The following is a 23,454-nucleotide window of genomic DNA, read 5'->3' on the forward strand; positions in this document are numbered from 1 at the left end:
AGTTATTTAATTGATAATTGATAACTAATATTCACCAATACTCCTTTTTCATCTTTCTTATCCGTAATTTCACATTGAATATGCTGATGGTACAAATCGTTCAGTAAAGCAATTCTTTCCAAGGTATTTTTCATTCCACGCCCTTCTCGGCTTTTCTGATGTGGCGTTTTTTGTTTTTTACTTTCCTCTATTCCAATTCCATTATCTTCAATGGTAATTTTCAAATTTTGGGAATCCTTTTCAAAACATAATTTCAAAAAACCTTTCTCTGATCTGTAACGAAGTCCATGCCAGATTGCATTTTCAAGAAAAGGCTGAACAAGCATCCCGGGAACTTGCAAGCTATGCATACTAAGATTTTCATCAACGGTAATTTCATACTCAAACTTATCGGGAAATCTTGTTTTTTCCAGTGCAAGATAATTATGAAGCAAGTCCAATTCTTGTTGGAAGGGAATAAAATCTTCCGTTGAATTTTCCATAACTCCACGCATTAACTTAGAAAATTTGGTTAAATATTGATTAGCCTCCAATTCATTATTTGTTGCAATAAACTGATTAACACTATTTAAACTATTGAAGATAAAATGAGGATTCATCTCTCGCCGGAGTGATTGTAATGCAATTTTTTTATTCTTAATCTGAACTTTTTTTAATGTACGAAATATAAAAACAATCAAAACAGTCAGCAAAACTAAAGCTCCCATTAAACTATAATTGAAAACATTTTTTTTACGGATAAGCTCGTCTTTTAATTTTTTTTCCTTTTCAAGTTGGGCAATCTTCTGCTCTGTGTCTTCAAGAATTTTATCATCAACCAAACTTATATCTTTCGAAACCACTTCAGGTAATTTCCCCAAAAAATCTCTATATAAATGAACTGAAGCTTCTATATTTTCAGAAATACTATAAAGGCTATCGAGTTTTTTTACATTTTTTTGAGCCTCCAAAGTATGTCCTCTTTCCAGAGCAATTTTATACGATTTTTTTAATAAATCAATCGCTTCTTCCGGATCATTTTTTTTTATATAAATGTTAGCAAGCTCCCGAATCTGCTCCACTTCTTTTTTGGAATTTTCTTTTACAAAATCTTCTGTAAGCACTTTCTTTTTAGCCTCAATCGCTTTATCAAATTTCTTATTATCTACATAGAAATCCGTTAGCTTCTGATTAATTTCCAAAGCCTGTTGAGGAGCTTCTTCCTTTGATATTTTATACGCATTATTTAAATTTTGTTCAGCTTTTGGAATATTTCTCTGTTGAATATTGACATCCGCCATTTGGCTATAGTTTTTTGCTAGAGCTTCTTGATCTTGATCTTTTTCATTTATTTGAATATTATTTTGTATGGCTTCTGCTTTTAATTCCGGAGAATTGGAGGAAAGCCTTACGATATCATTAGAATTTACCGCTCTCGTTTTTGAGAAACTCACCTCTGCAGCTCGAGTATAATTACTAATCGCAGGAGTAATTTTATTTTGCTTTTCTTGTGATTGTGCCAGTTTTCGGCTCACTCTTTCAATATTAGGCTTGTCTTTTAATCGTTCATAAATATCCTTAGCCTTGATGTAATATTCTTCACTTTTGGAGAAATTCCCATTATTGAAAAAAGTTTCCCCAATATTATAGTAAGAATCGGCTTGTCCGGATTCATCTTTTGTATCGACAGCTTTTTTAAGCTTCTTACTCTCTTGTTGAATATCATCCACAAGTGTATTTTGCGAATACAATGTATTCGCAAAAAGGATTCCTATAAAAACTGCAAAAAGTTGAAGCATTTTCATAAAACAAAGATATACATATATATGCTTGCTCAAAAACAATCCACCAAGTGAAATCCTCCTTTCACCAAGTCTTCAAATTTCCCTTACTAAATCAACATAATTTTACAGTAGAAACTTAAACGATAAATTATGAAACTAAGAGTTTTTTTATTATTCGGATTATTAATTCTGGGAGGTATTATAAATGCTCAGGATGTAAAGAAAAATTCAATTGAGGTAACAGGGATTGCCGAAATGGAAGTAGAACCAGATGAAATTTTTTTCAATATCGGAATCAAAGCCGATAATAAAAATGAGTTGGCTGACAATGAAAAAAAGCTATTTGAAATCTTGAAAAACGATGGAATAAAAAATGAAGATATCAAATTCAAATCCATGTATCAGAACCCTTATTCAAAAGCTACAAAATTCACCAAAAGTTTTCAATTCAAAGCTTCCACAAAAGCCAATATAAGTAAGCTGTTTGAAGATTTAAATCAAAAATGGATACATAATCTAAGTATCGCAGAAGTTAAGAATACCCAAATTTCAAATTATAGAAAAACGGTTAAAATAAATGCATTAAAAGCCGCACAAGACAAAGCTAATTATCTATTGGAAAGTATCAATAAAAAAACAGGAACACCTCTTGAAATTATAGAAATTGAGGATTACATGAGTGATACTATCGTTCCATTAGCATACAAAGCTCAAATAAGCAATATTCAACTCAATGCAGAACCGGCAGCAGCTGACTATTCTTTTGACAATATTGAAAATATTAAACTGAAATATAGCATTAAAGTAAAATACGAAATCCTTTAAAACACAAAAGTATGACAACTATTAAAACATTAGCATTAGTAATAGTAATAGGAGCAGTTGCATTTCTAAATGCTCAAAATTCCTCAAACAGAATAGGTTTTAGTAAGCCTCTATCCAAAAAAACGATTATTCAAAATGATGGAGAATACTCAGTTACTATAAGCAAAGATAATAAAATTCAAGTCGCTCTTTTATTGGATACCTCTAACAGTATGGATGGCTTAATAGATCAAGCAAAATCAAGATTATGGAATATTGTCAATACCCTGACTACGTTAAAATATAACGGAAAAGCTCCTCAAGTAGAAATTGCACTTTATGAATACGGTAACGATGGAATTCAGGATGAAAACTATATAAGACAGGTAACTCCTCTCACTCAGGATTTAGATTTGGTATCTGAAAAACTATTTGCATTAAAAACAAATGGAGGAAGTGAATATTGTGGTGCGGTGATTAAAGATGCATCCATGAATCTAAATTGGGATGGAAATGATAAAAGTATGAAACTGATTTACATTGCAGGCAATGAACCTTTCGATCAAGGGAAAATCAATTATAAAGAAGTGATTACCAATGCAAAAAAGAAAAACATTTATACCAATACAATTTTCTGCGGCAGCAAAGAAGAAGGAATCAGCAGTTATTGGCAAAATGGAGCTACCCTTGGAGAAGGAAAATATTTTAATATTGATAGTGATAGAAAAGTAATCTATATTGAAACGCCCTTTGATGTAAAAATATCTGAATGTAATACTCGATTGAATGATACGTATATTTATTACGGAAGTCAGGGTGCTGAGTATAAGAAAAAACAAATTGTTCAAGATAAAAATGCAGAAGTACAATCTGCCTCCAATGCAGTTGAAAGAGCTGTAGCCAAAGCTAATAAAAATGCATATCAAAACGTGCATTGGGACTTAGTAGATAAATCGGCAAAAGACTCAGATTTTATGTCAACATTGAAAGAAAGCGAACTCCCTGCGGAACTAAAAGGAAAAAGTAAAGAAGAAGTTAAAAAAATTGTGACTACAAAATCTGCAGATCGTGAAAAAATTCAAAAACAAATTGAAGAGCTTTCGAAAAAGCGTCAAAGCTATATTGATGCCGAAATGAAAAAAAGAGGAAGTTCGGATGCTGATGATCTTGGAAAAGCTATGGAAAAATCTATTTTAGAGCTCGCTAAGAAAAATGGATACAGTTCATAATTGTAATTACAATAGCATTAATTTCGTGTTTCGAGTGTATCTTGAAACACGAAATTTTATCTATCAAATTTAAAATATCTGGATAATGGATGTTTTTTTCCTTTCATAAATAAAGAAGCCATTTTCATTCCTATTACTGAAAAAGTAATTCCATTTCCTCCAAAACCCAGCACAAAATAGGAATTTTTAAACTCTTTATGTTCTCCTATATAAGGAAGTCCATCCTTAGTTTCTCCAAAAGTTCCGGCCCATACAAAATCTGTGTAGAAATGATAATCAGGTTTTATTTTTTTCAAAATTTTCACTATTTCTTTTTCTTTTTTGCTCAGTAATGCGTCACGTTTTTCTGCATTGTAAAAATCCTCGTCTCCACCGCCAATCAATAACCGTCCATCATCTGTTGAGCGCATATACATATAAGGTTCATCTGTATTCCAGACTAAAATATTCGTGATATTTTTAAATTTAGCTACATCTATTTCCGAAACTAAAGCATAGGTACTTTTCAAATTAACAAAATTTTCTTTAATTAAATTTTTACTTTCATATCCTATACAGTAAATCACTTTTTTTGCTTTAATCTGAAATCCTTGATCTGTGATGGCTACATTATATCCTTTGAAATACTCAACATTCGTCACTTCGGTCTTATCATAAATTTTTAATCCCTTTTTTTCATTAAAAATTAATAATTCATGAGCAAATTGGAATGCGTCTATACTGGCTCCTTGTGTAGATAAAATACCTCCAAATGTTTTTTCAAACCCATACTTATTGAGTATCTCTTCTGGAAGAAGCCAACTTACATCAAATCCTGCTTCTTTTCTTTTTTCAAACTCTTCCTTCAGTCCATCGACATCCTTCTTTTGCGAGGCATAATAAAGGGATTTTTTTCTTTTAAACCCTGCTTTAGAGCCTATTTTATGGGTCAACTTTTCAATGGCATCAATAGCATCCGAACAAGCTTTATAACTTTCTACAGCTCCCTTTTCCCCAATCATTTCTACAAGTTCAAAAAGAGGAATATCAATTTCATATTGCAGCATCGAAGTGGTAGCAGAAGTACTTCCATTACAAATCTCACGCTTATCAATAATTATTGCTTTGTATCCGTCTTCTATCATTTGATGCGCAATAAGACTTCCGGTAATTCCACCTCCAATAATTAACACATCCACTTCTTCATTACACTTCAATGAAGGATAAGATTTTATCAATCCGTTTTTTAAAAGCCAAAAAGGTTCGTTAGATTTAAGATCCATAGAATATTTTTCTAAATAAATCAAAAATAATACATTAATTGATTTTAAAACATAAAAATATGGTTTAATTTTTACTACATTTATATCCTTAAACCACTTTAAAAATACATATTATGATAACAATTATTCCAGAAGCTCCGGAAAATGTTGCCGCATTTAATGCAACCGGAGATGTGACTAAAGAAGACTTTGAGAACCTGGTGGTTCCACGTGTAAAGGAAAAAGTAGATAAATTTGGGGAGCTCAATTATCTCTTATATTTGGATACAGATCTGGATAATTTTACCATAGGCGCTTGGTTAGAAGATGCTCTTTTAGGGATTAAAAATTTAACAAAATGGAATCGTACAGCTATTGTTACAGATAAGGAAGGTGTTCAGAATTTCACAGATATTTTCAGCGTACTCATGCCTGGAGAATTTAAATCTTTCCCAAAAGAAAACCTATATAATGCTCTTTATTGGTGCAAAAACGGCAATGAAGTAAATATCTAAATCTGTTTATATAAAAAAGTTTTTTTACATAATTTATCCCAAAAATGATACATACTTTTTGGGATATTTTTTTATTTATCACAAGAAATACACTCCGTTTCCATTTCTTCTTCAACAGACTCTTTCCCATAGAGATATTTATATCTCAAACTTATTATTAAGCCTATACATGTCATTCCCACTCCTATCAAAGAAGGATAATTAAATGCATAGCCATATTCTAAAGGAATTCCTCCAAAAAACGCCCCCATTGCATTTGCTATATTAAACCCGGCTTGCATAAATGCGGCGGCCATCATTTCACTTTTTGGAGCAGCTTTCATCATCATAATATTAATAGGTGCAGCAACTGACATAGATAATGCTCCACAAAGGAAAGTTAATACCAATGAAATATTTCTATATTCTGAAAGGAAAAACACCCCAAGTAAAGAAATCATCATTAAGAAAAGTAATAAAGCACATGTCTTTTCCGGACTTAGCCTATCCGATAAAATACCTCCTACTAAATTTCCTACGACCATTCCTCCTCCTGCTAACATCATTACATAGGCCATCTGGCTTTCTTTTATTCCCGAAATTATGGTCATTAACGGAGTAATATAACTAAACCATGTAAAAAGTCCACCAAAACCAATAGCAGTAATCATTAAAACAAACCAAGATTGTTTATTTTTTAAGAATTTCAACTCTTCTAAAAAGTGAGTGTCTTGGTTACTTTCTATTACAGGAAGCCATAATTTTAAAAATAATAACGCAAATAAACCAATAATGGCAACAATAGCAAAATACCATCTCCAATGATAAATATGTCCAATATATGTTACTAACGGAACCATTGCAAGATTGGCTATCGTAAGTCCAGTAAACATCAATGAAATATAAAAGGCTTCTTTTCCTCTTCCTGCCATACGTGCTGCGACTACTGTTCCTACACCAAAAAATGCTCCATGAGGCAGTCCGGACATAAATCTAATAATCAACATAGTTCCATAATCAGGGGCAATAGCTGATAATCCATTGAATAATGTAAAAAGAAGCATTAAGGTAATTAAAACTTTTTTCGGAGGGAATTTCACAGAATATCCGATTAGAATAGGTGCACCTATTACGACTCCTAAAGCATATGCCGATATCAGATGCCCAGCTTCCGGAATGCTAATCTGCAAAGACTTTGCAATATCGGGTAATAGTCCCATTACCGTAAATTCTGTAGTTCCAATTCCCAAACCACCAATAGCAAGGGGTATGATCCTTTTATCTATCATCTTCATTTTTAATATTTTTGATTACTTGAATTCAGAAAAGTTGAGATGAATAACCTTCCATTATTCGAAACAGCAAAATTCGGAAAAAATAATCACTTTACTTTTAATTAAATATTAAAATTTATTATTCATTCTCTTTTTTAATTAAATTATCTAACGTACGCAAAGAAAAATAGGGGTGAAAATAAAGAAATAGATAAAATACTTGAATTATAATAGAAAAAACAGTATCCTTCACCTAACTATTAATTTATTAGTCAAAAAAATCGCTCTCTATGAGGAGCGATGGATATTTTAATGAATGTGCTTTTCTGCGTGATATGAACTCCTAACCAATGGTGAACTTTCGACATGCCTAAACCCTAAGCTTCTTGCAAAATCTCCCAATTCATCAAATTCTTCCGGAGTAATAAATTTTTTAACCGGTAAATGTTTCTTCGTAGGTTGTAAATACTGCCCTAGCGTAATAACATCTACATTAGCATTACGAATATCTTCAATAGTTTGAAAAACCTCATCTTTAGTTTCACCAAGCCCAAGCATTACCCCCGTTTTTGTCCTTCTTTGCCCTGCTTCTTTTAAATATCTCAAGACCTCCAAACTTCTCTCATATTTTGCTTGAATTCGAACTTCTCTTGTTAAACGTTTTACTGTTTCCATATTATGTGAAATCACTTCCGGAGATACCTCAACCAATCGATCAAGATGCTTTGTGATTCCTTGAAAATCAGGAATCAAGGTTTCCATAGTCGTTCCCGGAGAAATTCTTCTTACAGCATTTACCGTTTCTCCCCAAAGAATGGATCCCATATCTTTCAGGTCATCACGATCAACAGAGGTAAGAACAGCATGTTTGATTTTCATTAATTTTATCGAACGGGCTACTTTTTCAGGTTCATCCCAATTTACATCAAGTGGTTTTCCTGTTTTTACTCCACAAAACCCACAACTTCTGGTACAAATATTTCCTAAAATCATAAACGTAGCCGTCCCTTCGCCCCAACATTCTCCCATATTAGGACAACTTCCACTCTGACAAATTGTATTTAATTTATATTTATCGACCAAAGTTCTAAGCTCTCTGTAGTTCTTTCCTGTCGGAAGTTTTACACGAATCCACTTTGGTTTCTGAACGGTTGTGTCTTGAACTAAATTTTCCATTTCTAAAATTGAAGTTCAAAGTTAAGAATTTTTTAATGGAAACCATCTAATAGAAAAATTGATAGAACATATAATTTTAAAATAAGTTTCAATAAAATATCTCAAAGCATACTCCTTTAATAGCTTAATATAAGTTTAATTTTTATCATTAAAAATTGAAAGTATAGCAATGATAATATATTGTTCCCTAATAAATTTCATGATTAAAAACAACAAGAAATTTATTAGAAAACTTTAGCAATCTGCTAGTTATATATTACTCCAAAAATTGTAAATTTGAGATAACGTCACACTATGAAATAAAATGAATGCACTAAATAAATACATAACTTTTTTAAAAGAATATAAAAAACTTCTTGAAAGAGGAGTAAAAGATGTATTAAATTTAACCGTTTCAAGTAACTTCATTTGGAATAATGAAATTGATAATTTTATAGATGCGGGTATCTGTGAATCAACATTAACTGAAATTTTTTCATCAAAATTTAAAGAACAACCTTTAATTTTTTCGTTAGAAAAGCCATATAAACCAGATATAAAAATTCCAAACAGATTTGAAGGACTCATTAGCTTTGATGAGGCTAAAAACACATTTGAAAGCCTTAATGGTAATGAAGAAGAGATTCAAAATTTTCAAAACTCCGTAGAGGGGAAAGTAGAATTAGAAAAATTAAAAAAGTTTAAAAAAAACAAAGAAATTTATTCAAAACTTTACAGAGCATATAACGACATAAAAAATGATTCAAATTTAGAAATCGTTTTAAGCGTAGGATTTATCCAATATTCTAAACTAAACACTAGTGGAAATTTATCAAAAACAAACCAACATTTATTTCATTTCCCTTTATCTTTAAATATTAATTCTAACAATGTGGTGAAAATTTCATTCTCGGCGTTAGAGAGTCCTTACAGTGATTTTTTCTTTCTCAATAACACTCCTATTGAGAAAGAAGTATTATCAAATATCATTGATAGATTTGAACAACGGGTTTTTGAACTTGGATATGAATATATCTTTGAAAATGACTTTAAAGATTTAATTGCTAAATCACTTCAAAAAATCTCCAGTAATTCAGAATTTAAAGATTCAATTCACAGACCAGAAAGTGATCATTTCAGAGAAAATTATTTCAAAATTTCGTTTTCTCCCGCAATAAATATCAAACAACGAAAACCTCGTTTTTTTGAAAAGCTAACAGATTCAATTATTAAGCATAGTGAAGAAAATAAAATTGAAGCACAATTATTTAATTTATTAATCCGAAACCCTGAATCACTAGAAAACAACTTATATACTAAACCTAACTATTTTAAAGACGAACTTTTTGAAAAGCATAAATTCAAAGCCAAAAATCTAAATGGAGATGAAGATTTTTCTGTATTTTTTCCTCTTCCTTTTAACAAAGAGCAAAAACAGATTTATGAAAACTATTTAAAAAATAGATTGACAGTTGTTACCGGCCCTCCAGGAACAGGAAAATCGCATACCATCGTAAATATACTTTGTTGTTTATTAGCACAAGGCAAAAAAGTCCTTGTAACAGCTCAAACCGACAAAGCTTTAGAATCATTATTAGATAAGATTCCAGAGACTTTTGACGATTTAATTTTCACAAAAATTCAATTGGAAACCAATCAAAATCGTTTTTCTTTAGAAAAAAGTATTGGAAATATTTCAAAAATTTTAACAGAAAGTTTTTACCTAAATGTTGAATCTAAAATTGAAGAATTAGACCGTTTAAAAGCAGATTATGTAAAGCTTAAGTTTAAAATCATCCAAGCTCTTGAAAAAGAATATAATCAAATTAGCCTCAATGATTCTTTTAACAACCTAAAAGCCTATCAAATAGTCCAGAAATTCGAATCTAAAGAATCTAAAGAATGGGATTGGATTCAAGATGAAATCTCTAAAAAAGAGTTATCAAATTTTGAAACGATTAAACAAAAAATTTTGAGGTACAAAGAATTACTTGGCATTGAAATTCTTTACAATAATTTTTTGGACATTGATATTTCCACACTTTTAGAAAAATTGGAAAATTTCGATTTTAAAACCTTTCTATTAATTCAAGAAAAGTATCATGAACATTTAACCCATTTAAAATTAACCGAATACTCAAAGGACAAAATTTTAAACATTCAATTAAATAAAATAACGGAGGTTGCAAATCAATTTTCAAATTCCGATATTGTCCTTAAAACTAACAAAGAATTAGAGCAACTGCAAAAACAAATTAACTTTAATTTTTCACATGAAAATCTAACAACAAATAAAACATTTAGTGACCTTATAGAAAATGGAACAAAATATCTTTTAGATATTGAAACATATTTATCACTTACAGAAAATGAGAAAGTAGGGTTTTTCACAAAACTTATGAATTCAAGGTTTAAAAAAGTCTCATATTTAGAAGAATTTACTATTAATAGAAGAAAGTGCGATACAAAGATTGAAATATTACAATTAAAATCATTAATCGAAAGCCTTATTATTATCAACAAAAATTTCACCCTATTAAGACAAAATGGTTTCTCCATTTCTTTTGATGATAATTCCAATTTACTTGATAAGGATAAAGTTTTAAATGAGGTTTTAGAGAAAGTCAACATAAACAAAGAAATTGTATCTAAAATTCAATTTAATGATGACTTCATCAATCTTTCAGAATACACCCAAATAGATTTGTTCAATATTGATTCTCTATCTAGACAAGCAATTGTATTAAAGAATGATTTTGAAACATTACTAAACCTCGCTTGTAAATTGATTGATCAAAAAGAAATACTCAAAAATATTAATACAATCATAGAAGAGTCCTCCATAAAGGGAGATTTCTTAGAGTTTTTACCTATTAATAAAATTGAGACTCATTACAAATTCGATCACTTAAAAAATAAGCTTGCAGAAATTGGTAAACAAATTGAAATCGAACAGGTTTTCATTAGTCTAACAACATATCTAAAGGATTTATTACCAAATACTTTTGCTTCACTCAAAAACGTTCCTAATCACTTAATTACAAAAGAAAATTTTGAATTTGCTTCTGCGAATGAATTTATAAAACAAAATGAGTTTATAGACTTTCAAAAATGCAAAGAGGAATTATCATTTATCAATAAAAAAATGTTTCAGATCAAATGCGACATTTTATTTGACCTCGCAAAAGCCAACTTCAAAAACAAATTTGAAAAAAATGAAATAGATCCTTTTATAAATTTGCTAGAAGAATATAAATACAATGTTTCCCAAAGCATTAGGAAAATTCGCAATCAAACTCAATATCAAATTCTAAGACGCAAAAACAATATTGATATCAGCAAGAGATTATCTTGCTGGGTAATGAAATTTAATGACGTTTTAAACTCTATAGGGAACAAGCCTGAGATTTTTGATTGTATCATTGTAGACGAAGCAAGCCAATTAGACTTTAACAGCCTTATTTTAGGATATTACACAAAAAATATGATAATAGTGGGAGATGATAAACAAACTTCTCCAAATAGTCTGACTGGGGCAGACGGAAATGATTTTGAAGCTATAAAAAATAAACACCTAGGGTTTTTAGGAACTAATGCACTCCATATAAAAAGTGATAATAGTTTGTTTATGCTCTCAAAGATGGTAGCAGGAACTTCTAACTTAACACTTAGGGAACATTTTAGATGTGTTCCTGAAATCATTGAATTTTCAAAATCCCATTTTTATGATAACTCATTAAGACCATTAAAACAGATTAATTCAAACAGATTAAATCCGAAAGAAACTTTTTTTGTAAAAGATGCTTTTACAGACGACAAAATTGTTTATAAAGAAATTGAGGAAATTAAAAATTTTCTTAAAATTATATTTAAAAATGAATTATATTCTAATAAATCTATCGGTGTTGTGAGTTTAGGATTGACAAAACATACAGAAAAGCTAAAAGACATAAAAGAAGATTTAGTGACTGAATTTGGAAAAGAAAAAATAGATAAGCATAAGCTTATCATTGAAGATTCTCCAAAATTTCAAGGAGATGAACGAGATATAATGATTATTTCGCTAGGTGTAGCATTAGATTTTCAAAAATTAAAAGAAAATCAAAATGCAAAACCAAAAGCAATCATAGCCGATCAAGACGAACTTAAGAAAATCAATGTAGCTTTAAGTAGGGCAAAAGAGCAAATGATTTTATTTCATTCTGTCAAATCGGAACATTTGAAATCAGATGATTTTAGAAACAAAATTCTGACATTTTTTTACACTGAAATCAGACCTATCTCGTCATTGCAAATTGATAATTACAATACTGAAAGATATACATATAATGTCCCCCAACAGTTTGATAGCTGGTTCGAATATGATATAGCAAAATTACTTATTGAAAAGGGGTACAGCTATATCCAACCTCAATATAATGTGAAAGAACCTGAACTTTTTTACAATCATAAACTAGGAAAACAAGTTTATGTTAACTTCAAAATAGACTTAGTCATTCACAACAACGGAAAGATGGTTGCAATTGAGTGTGATGGAGATCCTTTCCATTCTCTGCCAGAGGATGTAGCCTATGATATTGAAAGACAAGAATTTTTGGAACGTGTTGGATGGAAAGTATATCGCGTACTTTATTCTTCATTTAAAAGAAATTCACAAGAAGAGATTGAAAAAATCATAGATTTTATTGAAAATAACACAAAAAAAGAAAATTCAACAATTATTCAACAAAGTATTGAAAATGATGAAGTTTCAGAAAATTAATTAACTAAAGAGTAATTAACTGCAGATACAGCTCACACCTAGAGACATAAATGTTTTATTTCACTACTTTTCATGAAAACTTTAAAATATAATAATTGTACATTTAGTTCCTAAATATCAAGAATGAAAAAATTATTTTATTTTGCATTAAGTATTTCCACTACCTTTTGTTTTGCTCAAAAAGAATTTCAACCGGCAGGTTCTGAAGTCATTGAAAGTATTGAAGGAGATTTAGACAATGATCACATTCCTGAAAAAGTTATTGTATACAACACAAAAGATAGTACCGAACAAGGAAGTATACGCGAAATCCAGATCCTGAAAAACAGAAATGGAAAATGGACAATATTAGAGAAATCGCAAAATGCCATTTTAGAAAGCAATGCAGGAGGAATGATGGGAGATCCCTACGGATCCATTAGAGTGGAAAAAGGAATTTTAAACATTTCTCAATCCGGAGGTAGCAGCTGGAAATGGGGATATACTGATAAATATCGCTTTCAAAATGGACATTTTGAATTGATCGGATATTCCTCTGCTTACGGAAAACCGGAAGAATATTTTGACAGTGTAGATTTTAATCTTTCTACCGGACGCCTAGATTATGAAAAAGAGGTTGAAAATACCCAACAATATGGTCCATCTAAAAAAGAAACTTATTTTAAAAAAGGATTAAAAATCAATCTACAAAACAGAAACCAACCGGAACAAAGAAAAATTACCCTTCCTAAAACCAAAGAAGAAATTTACTTTTAAATCAAATGTAAAATATATCAATCATCTTCAAACTCATTATTCTTTAATAATTCTGCCAATACTTTTTTGGCACGCATTATCCTTATTTTAGTATTAGCTACTGAAAGATTTAATTCTTCGGCAATTTCCTTAATGCTTTTTTCTTCAAAAAATCTCAATCTAATGATATCCTGATAATTAGAATCCAATGATTCAATGGTTTGAATAATCTTTTTTTGCTCTTCATCAGAGATCATCAATTCTTCCGGTGACTTGGCGTACTGATTTTTAACCTCCTCCAAATTCTCCGTAGGATCTTGATTTTCTTTGGATCTTTTTCTCCAGAAATCAATGATTGTATTTTGTGCGATCGTTAAAACCCATGTTTTAAATTGAAAATGAGGATCATATAAATCCAACTTGGATAAAGCTTTTGAAAAAACACTCACTGTAATTTCATCTGCATCATTTTCATCCCTTACCTTTTTCATCACAAAAGAAAAAACATCAACCCAGAAAATATTAATGAGTTTCGTCTGTGCTTTCTGATCTTTATCTTTTGCTTTCTGGATCAACAGGAATAATTGTTCGTCATTCATCTATAACAAATATAACTGATAATAGCGAAAAAGTCAATAGTAAAAAAGCTTTTTAATGAACGAAGATAAATATTATTGTTTTTCCTTTATTTATCCTACACCTTAATAATGAGACGTTTAATTCAAAAAAATATTATTTTCCAATTTTACTCTTTTGATACATAACATTCTATTTACTTAACAGCTAATTTATTATCTTTGCAGGGTTAAATTTTAAACAAAAAAATAAATGAATTCCTTTATAGAAGAATTAAAATGGCGTGGTCTTTTTGCTGATATGATGCCTGGAACTGATGAGCAATTGAATAAAGAGGTAACTACTGCATATATAGGCTTTGATCCAACCGCTGATTCTTTACATATAGGAAGTCTTATTCAAATAAAAATCTTAGCGCACTTTCAACAACACGGCCATAAACCTATTGCCTTAGTGGGTGGAGCAACGGGAATGATTGGTGATCCCTCAGGAAAATCCGCAGAGAGAAATCTACTTGATGAAGAAACTTTATTACACTATGTAGATTGTTTAAAAAACCAGCTTTCAAAATTTTTAAATTTTGAAGGAAATGAGCCTAATAAAGCAGAGCTAGTAAACAACTATGACTGGATGAAAAATATATCTTTCCTTGATTTTGCTAAAAATGTAGGGAAAAATATCACCGTTAACTATATGATGGCTAAAGATTCTGTGAAAAAGAGATTTTCCGGAGAAGCAGGTGCAGAAGGAATGAGTTTTACAGAATTCACGTACCAACTTATACAGGGCTATGATTTTCTTCATTTATATCAAAATAACAAGGTAAAGCTTCAGATGGGCGGTTCTGATCAGTGGGGAAATATCACGACAGGAACAGAATTAATTCGTAGAAAGGCCCAGGGAGAAGCGTTTGCATTAACAGTTCCTTTGATTACTAAAGCAGACGGTTCAAAATTTGGAAAATCTGAAAGTGGTGAAAACTATTGGTTAGATAAAAAGAAAACTTCCCCTTATAAATTTTATCAATTTTGGTTTAATGCAACAGATGAAGATGCTGAAAGATTTATTAAATTTTATACTTTTTTAGGTAAAGAAGAAATTCATCATTTAATTGAAGAACATAAAGAAAATCCTCATGAAAGAAAACTTCAGAAAAAATTAGCGGAAGAAGTTACAGTTTGGGTTCATGGTAGAGAAGAGTTTGAAAAAGCATTAAAAGCTTCCGAAATTCTTTTTGGACGTTCTACAGCAGAAGACCTTGTAAGCCTTGATGAAGAAACTTTTCTTGAAGTTTTTGATGGAGTTCCTCAAAAAGAAGTTTCAAAGGAGAATGTTCTTGGGATCAATATTATTGATCTTCTGGCCGAAAAATCCGGTTTCTTAAAGTCTAAAAGCGAGGCTCAAAGAGAAATTAAAGGAAACTCGATTTCTGTAAATAAGCAAAAAGTAAATGAAGTCTATTCAGCCAATGAAAATGATTTAATTGATGGCAAATTTCTTTTATTACAAAAAGGGAAAAAAAGTTATTTTATCCTAAAAGTAATATAACAAAAAGACTATATACTCAGTATTTCAAATAAAAAAGATCGCACAATTGCGATCTTTTTATTATTATGCTATAATTTTTATAATTCAAGGAAACTATGTGCAGCTGCAGCGCTTTCTACTCCCGTAACTCCCGTAACAGTTTTAGTAGCTACCACTTCCCCATCTACCACAATATTGACTGTTAACTTGGCATCTGTGTTAGGAAATTCAGCATTTGCTGCAAGATTCAATTGAGACTGGCTTGAATTCACAAATATCTCTCCACTTGACCAAGGCAAAGTTATGGGCGTCAATGGCGTATTGTACATATTATTTTGACTGGTTCCTACTTGAGTAACAATTGTTTTCAATACTACTCCAGTAGTAGCTTTCACTTCAAATTGCACTACATGATCCGTAAATTCTTGATCATCATCTTTTTTACATGAATTGATAATAGATAGTGTCGAAAATAATGTGATAAGTAAAAAAGAAAGTTTCAGTAAACTTTTAAATTTGTAAAATTTCTTCATTTCTCCAAATAGATTTTTAAATGCCCAAATATAGCTTTTTTATCAATATAAAAATAATTCATGTAAAAATTTTCTAATAAAGATTTCTAAATACTATCAAATTAATAAAAGTAATCTCATTACTTTTCAAATCTTATATCAATGATCAAAGGCTTCTTCTCTATTCATTATCAAAGAAGAGATTGACAATGCCTTTTATTAATTATCTTTGTTATTATGAATATAGATTATTTAGTAAGAGAACCAGAGAATATTTCATCTGAAACTCCTATACTTTTTATGCTTCATGGCTATGGAAGTAATGAACAAGATCTTTTCAGCTTCCGGGAAACACTTCCAAAAGATTGGATTATTGTAAGTTTCAGAGCCCCTAGATCCACACAATTTGAAGGCTACTCTTGGTATGATATTGACTTTACCAATCCTGAGCTATTTGTCCATGTTGATCAAGCTCAAGAGTCTTTACAATCAGTTCTTCATAGTATGCTCAGTATTATCAATCACTATGGCATAACGGAAGGGAAAACTCATTTGTGTGGATTTAGTCAAGGAGGAATTTTGTGCTATTCATTAGCTCTTCAATATCCTGATATGTTTAACTATGTTGCGTGTTTAAGTAGCTATCCGGAAGAAAAGCTTTTAAAAAATATGGTGAAAGATAAAAAGAAATTGGAAGGACTTCGTTTTTTCATATCACATGGTACAGATGATGCCGTTATTCCTCTAGAATGGGGAAGAAAGGCAGCTGACTTATTATATGATCTTGGCTGCTATTTTACTTTCAGAGAATACATGAGTGGTCATGGAGTAAATCAAAAAAATTATATTGATTTAATGGACTTCTTTTCAAAATAAAATCCGAAAGCAACATACTATATTTAATTCTTTAAAATTCATATAAACATTCTCAATTTCTGGGAATGTTTCTTTATATATAGAAATAATTTCACTAAATTCAGTAAATGAAACTGAAGCATTTCATATTATTTTTTTTCATCAGTATTTGGATAAATGCTCAGAACTCATTTGAAATAAAAGATGCCGAAAAAACGATTATTCCTTTTAAATTAATTAATAATCTTATTTTCATTCCGGTTAATATAAATGGTGCAGAACTTACCTTTTTATTAGATACCGGCGTTTCAGAAACGTCTATTTTCAGTCTTGAAAATAAAGATTTAAAACTTCCTCATCTTGAAAAAATAAAATTTTCCGGTTTAGGAGGTGGTGCCAGTATTGATGGTTTTCAATCCGACAATAATATAGCACGAATTGGAAAAAACTACATCAATCCATCCCTTACACTTTTCATTATTGTTAATCAAGAGTTTAATATTTCTTCACATGTAGGGATACCTGTTAATGGAATTATTGGATATCATTTTTTCAAGAATCATCCTGTTATTATCGATTATTCTTCAAAAAAAATTACTATTTACAATAATGAGAATGCGTTTAAAAAGAAAATAAGAAAATTTGACGAACTTTCCATCCATATTGAAAAGAACAAGCCTTATATTTTTGGAGACGTAGAAATGACTAATGAGAAGAAATCATCAAAGTTATTAATCGATATTGGGAATAGTGATCCCATCTGGCTTTTCCCTACTCTCATTAAAGATTTTGTATATAATAGACCTAATATTGATGATTTTTTAGGGAGAGGATTTAATGGTGATATTTATGGTAAAAGAAGTAGAATTCATGGTTTTTATCTGGGTAATTTTAAATTTGACAAGCCTCTTACCGCAATGCCCGACGAATATTCTATTCAATTTGTTAACTTAGTAGAAAATAGAAAAGGTTCTATCGGAGGAGAAATCATGCGGCGTTTTATGGCTGCATTTGATTACCCTAATGAGAAATTGTATTTGAAAAAAAATAAAAATTTTGATGATCCCTTTCATTTCAATATGAGTGGTTTAGATTTTAAACAAGATGGTTATGAATGGCAAAAAGATTTAGTAAAAATAGAAACCAATAAAACAATGAGTGCTTCTAGTGAAGCAGAAGCTTTTACCACAGATCGTTTTCAATATAAATTTGTTTTAAAATCATTATTTTCCATTGCAGGCGTAAGAAAAGATTCTCCGGGAGACAAAGCCGGTTTCAAAAAAGATGATCAAATTATTACGATTAATGGAAATCAGGCTTCGGAAATGACTCTTCAAAAAATCATGGAAATAATGAAATCTGAAGAAGGGAAAACGATAAAAATAGTAGTGAAAAGAAATCATCAACAAATAGAATTAAGTTTCATTTTAGAAGATCCAATACCCTATCAAGAATAGCTATGAAGACAGAAGAAACCACTTTAGACAAAATCAGAAGCCGTCCAAGATTCAAAATGCTTGCTCACCTCAGCAAGGAAGAATATGCTGAAAATTTAAAAAAATACCTCAATGGGCATAAGGATGAATTTTCCGGCAATATCAATAAAGAAGTGGCAACCATATATGTAAAAACAGAATATGATCACTATTGGAAACCACGACTTTCTTTAAGAATTGAAACAGAAGATAGCCATACTACTATCAGAGGAATTTTTGGTCCCAGCTCAGCAGTATGGACTTTCTTTATGTTTTTATATTTTGCTTTCTCCATTCTATGGATGACTTTTTTCACTATGCATTATGTTCAAAACCAAATTAAAAGTCAAGAATTTCCGTGGGCACTTAATGCTTCATATTTAATGCTCTTATGTATTTTATTAACCTACGCAGCAGCAAGATATGGGCAACATAAGGGTAAAAGTGAAATAAAAAGATTAAGAAAATTTGCCGAAGAATCAACATTAAAGTTTGAAAAAACAGCTCCCTAATTCCCAGGTGACTCTACAGGTTTTTCCGAAGATGGTACCGCCATAGCTTTTGCAGCTTGAATTGAATCCACCACTTTTTCTCTATTATCTTGCTCTTTAAGCATTTTCTCAATATTCGGCTGAAGAAGTTGAGTCATTTCTTCTACAGAAATATTATTAGCATTAGGATCATTTAGCAATTTTCTCCATGGCTTTCTTCCTCCCCATTGATAATCTCCAAATACCATTACAGGAGTTCCTTTTGCCTTAGTAGTAGCACCTCCAGGATTTAATACCCAAGTGTCGGCATAAGAATATAACCATTCCGCATCTTTCAGAAGTAATCGTAAGCAAGAATGTGATGCGGGATAGCCCGGAAGATCATACTGATGCCAACCTATCCCTCCTAGATTATGTATATTGACATTATAAGGAAGCTTCCATTCTGTACTTACAGTTGAAATTGCTAATTTTTTCTTCCAATTGGCAAATGTCAGCCCTCTTGTAGTTTGGGCTGTTTTTTTTCCCATACTTGTTGGACCCCATTTTACAAGACTGCCATTAGAATAAACACCATACGCCTGAATAGGATATGAGAAAATAACAAACTTTTTCACACCACTTAATATATCAATTTGCATAGGAAATGGCGAATAAGACATCAGGGTTGTATCCATCTTAACAGGAACAACAAGAGTATCAGAATTCCATCTATTTTTGGAATCCAATCTATTGAGTGCTAAAATAGCATATCTTTCTTTTTCCGAATATTTTTTGCTAAACTCGGCATATACAGAATCTCTAAGCTTTTTATCTTTAGGAAGAACCCAAGCACTATAAAATCCATTTTTCTGAATTACAGGAGAAACCGACTCCTTTTTCACCACTGAATCTTTTTTTAATGAATCTTTTTTAACAATAGGGAGTTCAGTCGTACTATTATTATCACCTAAAGTCTGATCATTTTTTTCAATTTCTTTTTTACACGATACTAAACACATAGCAATCAGCAAAAAATACAAGTGTAATTTTTTTTCAAACATATTTTTCATAAATAATTTTGGGTCATTAGTTGGGCTAATAAATACAAATATTAGACCTAAAATGAAATAATTAAAAGGACACAAAAACACCATAAAAAAATAGGTTTAATGGGCATGATCTGAATTGAATCTGTTCCTTCAGCCCTATCCTCTATCCTATTTTTTTCTCTTAAAAAATCTTTACCAATTAGTCAATTATGAAAATATATCACAAAACAAAAAAACTTCCCACGTAGGGAAGTAAAAAAACATCAATAATAAAAAAATCACTGTATAGTGAAATACAAATATAGAAAAAAATCCCATATAATGGGCTATATATAAGACAAAATTATAATAAAAAATTATTTTATACATTACAACCACATATATAAAAATAGGTAATTTGATTAGTATCAATTATTTAATTCACTAAATAATGAATTAAACAAGCATGCAATTTTTAGAAATTTACATTCATATTCTTAATAATCAAAAATAGATTAGAGAATCAAGATAAAAAAGAGCTAAGATTAAGGTTTAAATAAGGATATCATTTTGCGGGAAAATGCATACCTAAAAGAAAATTTTGATACAAAAATTAAAAATGCTGTAAAATATACATTTACAGCATTTATACTATTTTAGAATAGTTGCGATCCGGACGGGACTCGAACCCGCGACCTCCGCCGTGACAGGGCGGCATTCTAACCAGCTGAACTACCGGATCAATTTAAAAACACTTCTATTCTTTAATGATGTAATTCAAAAATTACTTTGTGTACATAATATAAAGAGCGCTTGTTTTTAACTGGGGCAAAGATAGGTATTTTTTTATTTTCTACAAATAAATATTTCTCATTATTCCGTTCTATTACATAAACCTCAGATTTTCAAATGCAAAAATATCATATATTTTTACTTAAAAAATTGGACAATGTATTTTTCTATGTCTTTTCCTTAATAAATCTATGCCTACAAGGTAATTTACCTTTAAAACAGATAAGTTATACTACCCTATCAACTATCTTAAAACACAATTTACCTGTTCGCAAATTACAAACAGGTAAATGTAATTTTAATGATCTTATTTTTCTAATAATTTTTTCCGTAAACTAGAAGGCCTCATATCCTTCCATTCATTATTAATAAAATCTAAGCATGTGGATTTACTTCCTTCTTTTCCAACAATACTCCATCCTTTAGGGATTTCTTTGTGTGTTGGCCATATAGAGTACTGTTCTTCCTCATTGATAACTACATGGTAAGTTAATTCTGTGTTCATAAAAATGTGTTCTTTTATTTAGCTGTTTGTATAAAATTTTAATTAGATTAAGCCACCACTAGCTCTTATATTTTGCCCAGTGACCCAACGCGCATCGGAACTTGCTAGAAAAGCAACAATATCCGCAATATCCTCAGGTTCACCAACCCGCCCGAGTGGTGTCATTTCAGCAATCTGCTCTAATACTTCCTGAGGATTATGTTTAATTAATAAATCGGTATTAACTGGCCCCGGAGAAATACAGTTTACCGTTATTCCACGACTTGCCACTTCTTTTGAAGCAATACACGAAAATTGTTCTAAAGCTGCTTTACTTGCAGAGTATAAAGCTGCCCCGGGTTCGGGAAGAACCGTATTTATAGAAGAAATATTAATAATCCTTCCGTTATCGCGAAGGCATTTTATTGCTTGCTGTATGCAGAAAAGGGAACCTTTCACATTGATATCCATCACATCATCATAATTCGCTTCTGTAATATCCTCAATCATATTGGTGCTTATTTTAGCTGCATTATTGACAAGAATATCGACCCCTCCAAATTCATTGTCTGCAACCTCAAATATGTTCTTAATATCAGATAAGCAACTTATATCCGCTGAAATTGCTTTCACCTGTGGACAATTATTAAGATCTGCCATCAGTGTATGAGCCCTATCTTCTCCGTGGAAATAAGTAAACAATACGGAAGCTCCATTCTCTGCTAACTTTTTAACAACGGCACTTCCAATACCACCAGAGCCACCCGTAACGACCGCTACTTTTCCTTTTAAATTATTCATAACCATAATTATATCACTTTTTATTTTTTTAGATATACAGGTAATTCGTATATACTACGCACCTGCAATCCTTCTCTAAATCTAATTTCTTCCGGCGATACCGCTAATGATATATTAGGAAATCGTTGGAATAAAGAACAGATTCCTGCTTTTATTTCAATCATCCCTAAAATTCCTCCCGGACAGATATGAATACCCGCTCCAAACATTAAATGAGGATTTTTGCTTCGATTTAAATCTAAAGAATCAGGATTTTCAAAAACTTCGGGATCTTGATTTGCCGATATTAAAGAAGGCAGCACCGCTTCTCCTTGTTTAATCACAGTCCCATCTGCCATCACCACATCTTCTTTTGCATATCTTGCAAATGTTATATAAGCGTCTACAGGAATGTAACGTAAGAGTTCTTTAATGGCAATATTAGATAAGTTAGGATCTTCTTTCAATTGCTGGGTTAATGTGGAATCACTTAGAATGACAAATAAAGAAAGCATTAATTGCGCTGAAACAGTATCATGTCCAGCAATTAACACTACCGTAATAAGTTCCAGTAATTCTTTATCCGATAATTTTCCTTCTTCATTGGCTCTTGTAAGACCACTAATTAAATCATCGCCCAGATTTTTTCTTTTTATCTCTATCAGCTCCCCCATATAGGCATGCATTGCATCCATATTTTCAGCAACTTGGTCTGCATCCAAAAGTGTAGTACTTGAAAAAGAATCTAGCCATATACGAAACTTTGAACGATCTTCAAACGGAACTCCCATAATTTCGCAAATAGTAAGACCAGAAAAAGGCATCACAAATTCCTCCACTAAATCTATCGGCTCAGAAGGGGTTCCCAATAAATCAATTAATTCATTAGCAGACTCTTCTACTCTATCTTTTAAGGCAAGTGATGCGCTTACACTAAATAATGAGTCTAAAATACTTCGAATACGTGTGTGATCCGGAGCATCTAATCCCATAATACTTGTATCTAAAGGATGTGGAGTAAGTCTAGATTCGTTATGAAATGGGCATTGCTGTCTACTAAAACGATCATCCCTGAGTACCGAACGTACTTCTTTAAAATTTGAAACGAGCCAAGCATTATCTCCATAAGGAGGCTTCACCCATAGTAATCGCTTTAATCTAAGCAATTCTTTTTGTAAAGAATCTATTTCAAGGCCTTTATAGTCAACCCCTTGGATTGGAAAAGAAATGGGACATCTCCCTTGATTACCTTTCTCTTCCCAAGTATTTTGCAGGAACGTGATACATGTCTCTAAATCACTTTTATCAGAAAATTTTTGCCATCCGGATGGAAGCGGAGTATTTTCATCAAGAATAGAAAACTCATCATTTTGATTAGTAATAGTTATAAAAGATCTTTGGTTCATAAAAATTTTATTTTAAAATATTTTTTATTTTTTGTTGAAAAATTAAAAGGAGATAAGAGCAGGTATTTTTTCCTCACTCTTATCTTTTT

19 protein-coding genes and 1 tRNA gene are annotated in these 23,454 nt (G+C 31.0%); 9 read left to right on the forward strand and 11 right to left on the reverse strand.

Going from position 1 to position 23,454, the window contains the following annotated elements:
- Positions 1-2: 2 nt before the first annotated feature.
- On the reverse strand, positions 3-1,784 hold the full coding sequence (locus CHRY9293_RS04510) for a histidine kinase (protein WP_228455469.1): 1,782 nt from the start codon (positions 1,782-1,784) through the stop codon (positions 3-5).
- 129 nt (positions 1,785-1,913) lie between these two features.
- On the opposite strand from CHRY9293_RS04510, the gene CHRY9293_RS04515 reads away from it, so the two are divergent.
- Both CHRY9293_RS04515 and CHRY9293_RS04520 read left to right on the forward strand, forming a co-directional pair.
- Positions 1,914-2,588: an SIMPL domain-containing protein gene (locus tag CHRY9293_RS04515; RefSeq protein WP_162031796.1), complete on the forward strand. Its 675-nt coding sequence runs from the start codon at positions 1,914-1,916 to the stop codon at positions 2,586-2,588.
- Positions 2,589-2,599: 11 nt separating this feature from the next.
- Complete coding sequence (locus CHRY9293_RS04520; protein WP_162031797.1) at positions 2,600-3,796, forward strand: vWA domain-containing protein; 1,197 nt, start codon at positions 2,600-2,602, stop codon at positions 3,794-3,796.
- Positions 3,797-3,852: 56 nt separating this feature from the next.
- Here the strand turns inward: CHRY9293_RS04520 and CHRY9293_RS04525 are convergent, their stop codons facing one another.
- Positions 3,853-5,058 (reverse strand): NAD(P)/FAD-dependent oxidoreductase, encoded by a 1,206-nt coding sequence (locus tag CHRY9293_RS04525; protein ID WP_162031798.1) that lies wholly within the window; start codon positions 5,056-5,058, stop codon positions 3,853-3,855.
- 113 nt (positions 5,059-5,171) lie between these two features.
- On the opposite strand from CHRY9293_RS04525, the gene CHRY9293_RS04530 reads away from it, so the two are divergent.
- Positions 5,172-5,552, forward strand: coding sequence for a SpoIIAA family protein (locus CHRY9293_RS04530; RefSeq protein WP_122547908.1), 381 nt, complete (start codon positions 5,172-5,174; stop codon positions 5,550-5,552).
- A 71-nt stretch (positions 5,553-5,623) separates the two neighbouring features.
- Here CHRY9293_RS04530 and CHRY9293_RS04535 read toward each other — a convergent pair whose 3' ends face one another.
- Together CHRY9293_RS04535 and lipA are read right to left on the reverse strand one after the other, a co-directional pair.
- Positions 5,624-6,826, reverse strand: a complete 1,203-nt coding sequence (locus tag CHRY9293_RS04535) for an MFS transporter (protein WP_185153193.1) — start codon at positions 6,824-6,826, stop codon at positions 5,624-5,626.
- 288 nt (positions 6,827-7,114) lie between these two features.
- A complete protein-coding gene (lipA, locus tag CHRY9293_RS04540; protein WP_122547909.1) occupies positions 7,115-7,981 on the reverse strand; it encodes a lipoyl synthase in 867 nt (288 codons plus the stop codon).
- Positions 7,982-8,285: 304 nt separating this feature from the next.
- Between lipA and CHRY9293_RS04545 the strand changes: the two genes are divergently transcribed.
- Complete coding sequence (locus CHRY9293_RS04545) at positions 8,286-12,722, forward strand: AAA family ATPase (protein WP_162031799.1); 4,437 nt, start codon at positions 8,286-8,288, stop codon at positions 12,720-12,722.
- A gap of 123 nt (positions 12,723-12,845) precedes the next feature.
- Complete coding sequence (locus CHRY9293_RS04550; RefSeq protein WP_162031800.1) at positions 12,846-13,478, forward strand: hypothetical protein; 633 nt, start codon at positions 12,846-12,848, stop codon at positions 13,476-13,478.
- Positions 13,479-13,495: 17 nt separating this feature from the next.
- Here the strand turns inward: CHRY9293_RS04550 and CHRY9293_RS04555 are convergent, their stop codons facing one another.
- Positions 13,496-14,056 (reverse strand): RNA polymerase sigma factor, encoded by a 561-nt coding sequence (locus CHRY9293_RS04555; RefSeq protein WP_162031801.1) that lies wholly within the window; start codon positions 14,054-14,056, stop codon positions 13,496-13,498.
- A gap of 229 nt (positions 14,057-14,285) precedes the next feature.
- On the opposite strand from CHRY9293_RS04555, the gene tyrS reads away from it, so the two are divergent.
- Positions 14,286-15,581: a tyrosine--tRNA ligase gene (gene tyrS / locus CHRY9293_RS04560; protein WP_122547912.1), complete on the forward strand. Its 1,296-nt coding sequence runs from the start codon at positions 14,286-14,288 to the stop codon at positions 15,579-15,581.
- A 77-nt stretch (positions 15,582-15,658) separates the two neighbouring features.
- Here tyrS and CHRY9293_RS04565 read toward each other — a convergent pair whose 3' ends face one another.
- A complete protein-coding gene (locus tag CHRY9293_RS04565) occupies positions 15,659-16,093 on the reverse strand; it encodes a hypothetical protein (RefSeq protein ID WP_122547913.1) in 435 nt (144 codons plus the stop codon).
- A 216-nt stretch (positions 16,094-16,309) separates the two neighbouring features.
- On the opposite strand from CHRY9293_RS04565, the gene CHRY9293_RS04570 reads away from it, so the two are divergent.
- The 3 genes from CHRY9293_RS04570 to CHRY9293_RS04580 all read left to right on the forward strand — a co-directional run bounded on the left by CHRY9293_RS04570 (position 16,310) and on the right by CHRY9293_RS04580 (position 18,914).
- A complete protein-coding gene (locus tag CHRY9293_RS04570) occupies positions 16,310-16,948 on the forward strand; it encodes an alpha/beta hydrolase (protein ID WP_162031802.1) in 639 nt (212 codons plus the stop codon).
- 107 nt (positions 16,949-17,055) lie between these two features.
- Positions 17,056-18,384, forward strand: coding sequence for a PDZ domain-containing protein (locus CHRY9293_RS04575; protein ID WP_162031803.1), 1,329 nt, complete (start codon positions 17,056-17,058; stop codon positions 18,382-18,384).
- A gap of 2 nt (positions 18,385-18,386) precedes the next feature.
- On the forward strand, positions 18,387-18,914 hold the full coding sequence (locus CHRY9293_RS04580) for a hypothetical protein (RefSeq protein ID WP_162031804.1): 528 nt from the start codon (positions 18,387-18,389) through the stop codon (positions 18,912-18,914).
- On the opposite strand, the gene CHRY9293_RS04585 is transcribed toward CHRY9293_RS04580, so the two are convergent.
- The 5 genes from CHRY9293_RS04585 to CHRY9293_RS04605 form a co-directional block, all read right to left on the reverse strand.
- Complete coding sequence (locus CHRY9293_RS04585; protein ID WP_162031805.1) at positions 18,911-19,945, reverse strand: L,D-transpeptidase; 1,035 nt, start codon at positions 19,943-19,945, stop codon at positions 18,911-18,913. The two genes, CHRY9293_RS04580 and CHRY9293_RS04585, sit on opposite strands and share 4 nt — an antisense overlap.
- 626 nt (positions 19,946-20,571) lie before the next feature.
- Positions 20,572-20,645: transfer RNA gene (locus CHRY9293_RS04590), tRNA-Asp, on the reverse strand.
- Between the two features lie 357 nt (positions 20,646-21,002).
- Positions 21,003-21,200, reverse strand: coding sequence for an MbtH family protein (locus CHRY9293_RS04595; protein WP_162031806.1), 198 nt, complete (start codon positions 21,198-21,200; stop codon positions 21,003-21,005).
- Between the two features lie 42 nt (positions 21,201-21,242).
- A complete protein-coding gene (locus tag CHRY9293_RS04600) occupies positions 21,243-21,980 on the reverse strand; it encodes an SDR family oxidoreductase (protein WP_228455470.1) in 738 nt (245 codons plus the stop codon).
- A 20-nt stretch (positions 21,981-22,000) separates the two neighbouring features.
- Positions 22,001-23,365, reverse strand: coding sequence for a cytochrome P450 (locus CHRY9293_RS04605; protein ID WP_162031808.1), 1,365 nt, complete (start codon positions 23,363-23,365; stop codon positions 22,001-22,003).
- Between the last annotated feature and the right edge of the window lie 89 nt (positions 23,366-23,454).

The organism is Chryseobacterium potabilaquae, assembly GCF_902728265.1.
Classification (GTDB): domain Bacteria; phylum Bacteroidota; class Bacteroidia; order Flavobacteriales; family Weeksellaceae; genus Chryseobacterium; species Chryseobacterium potabilaquae.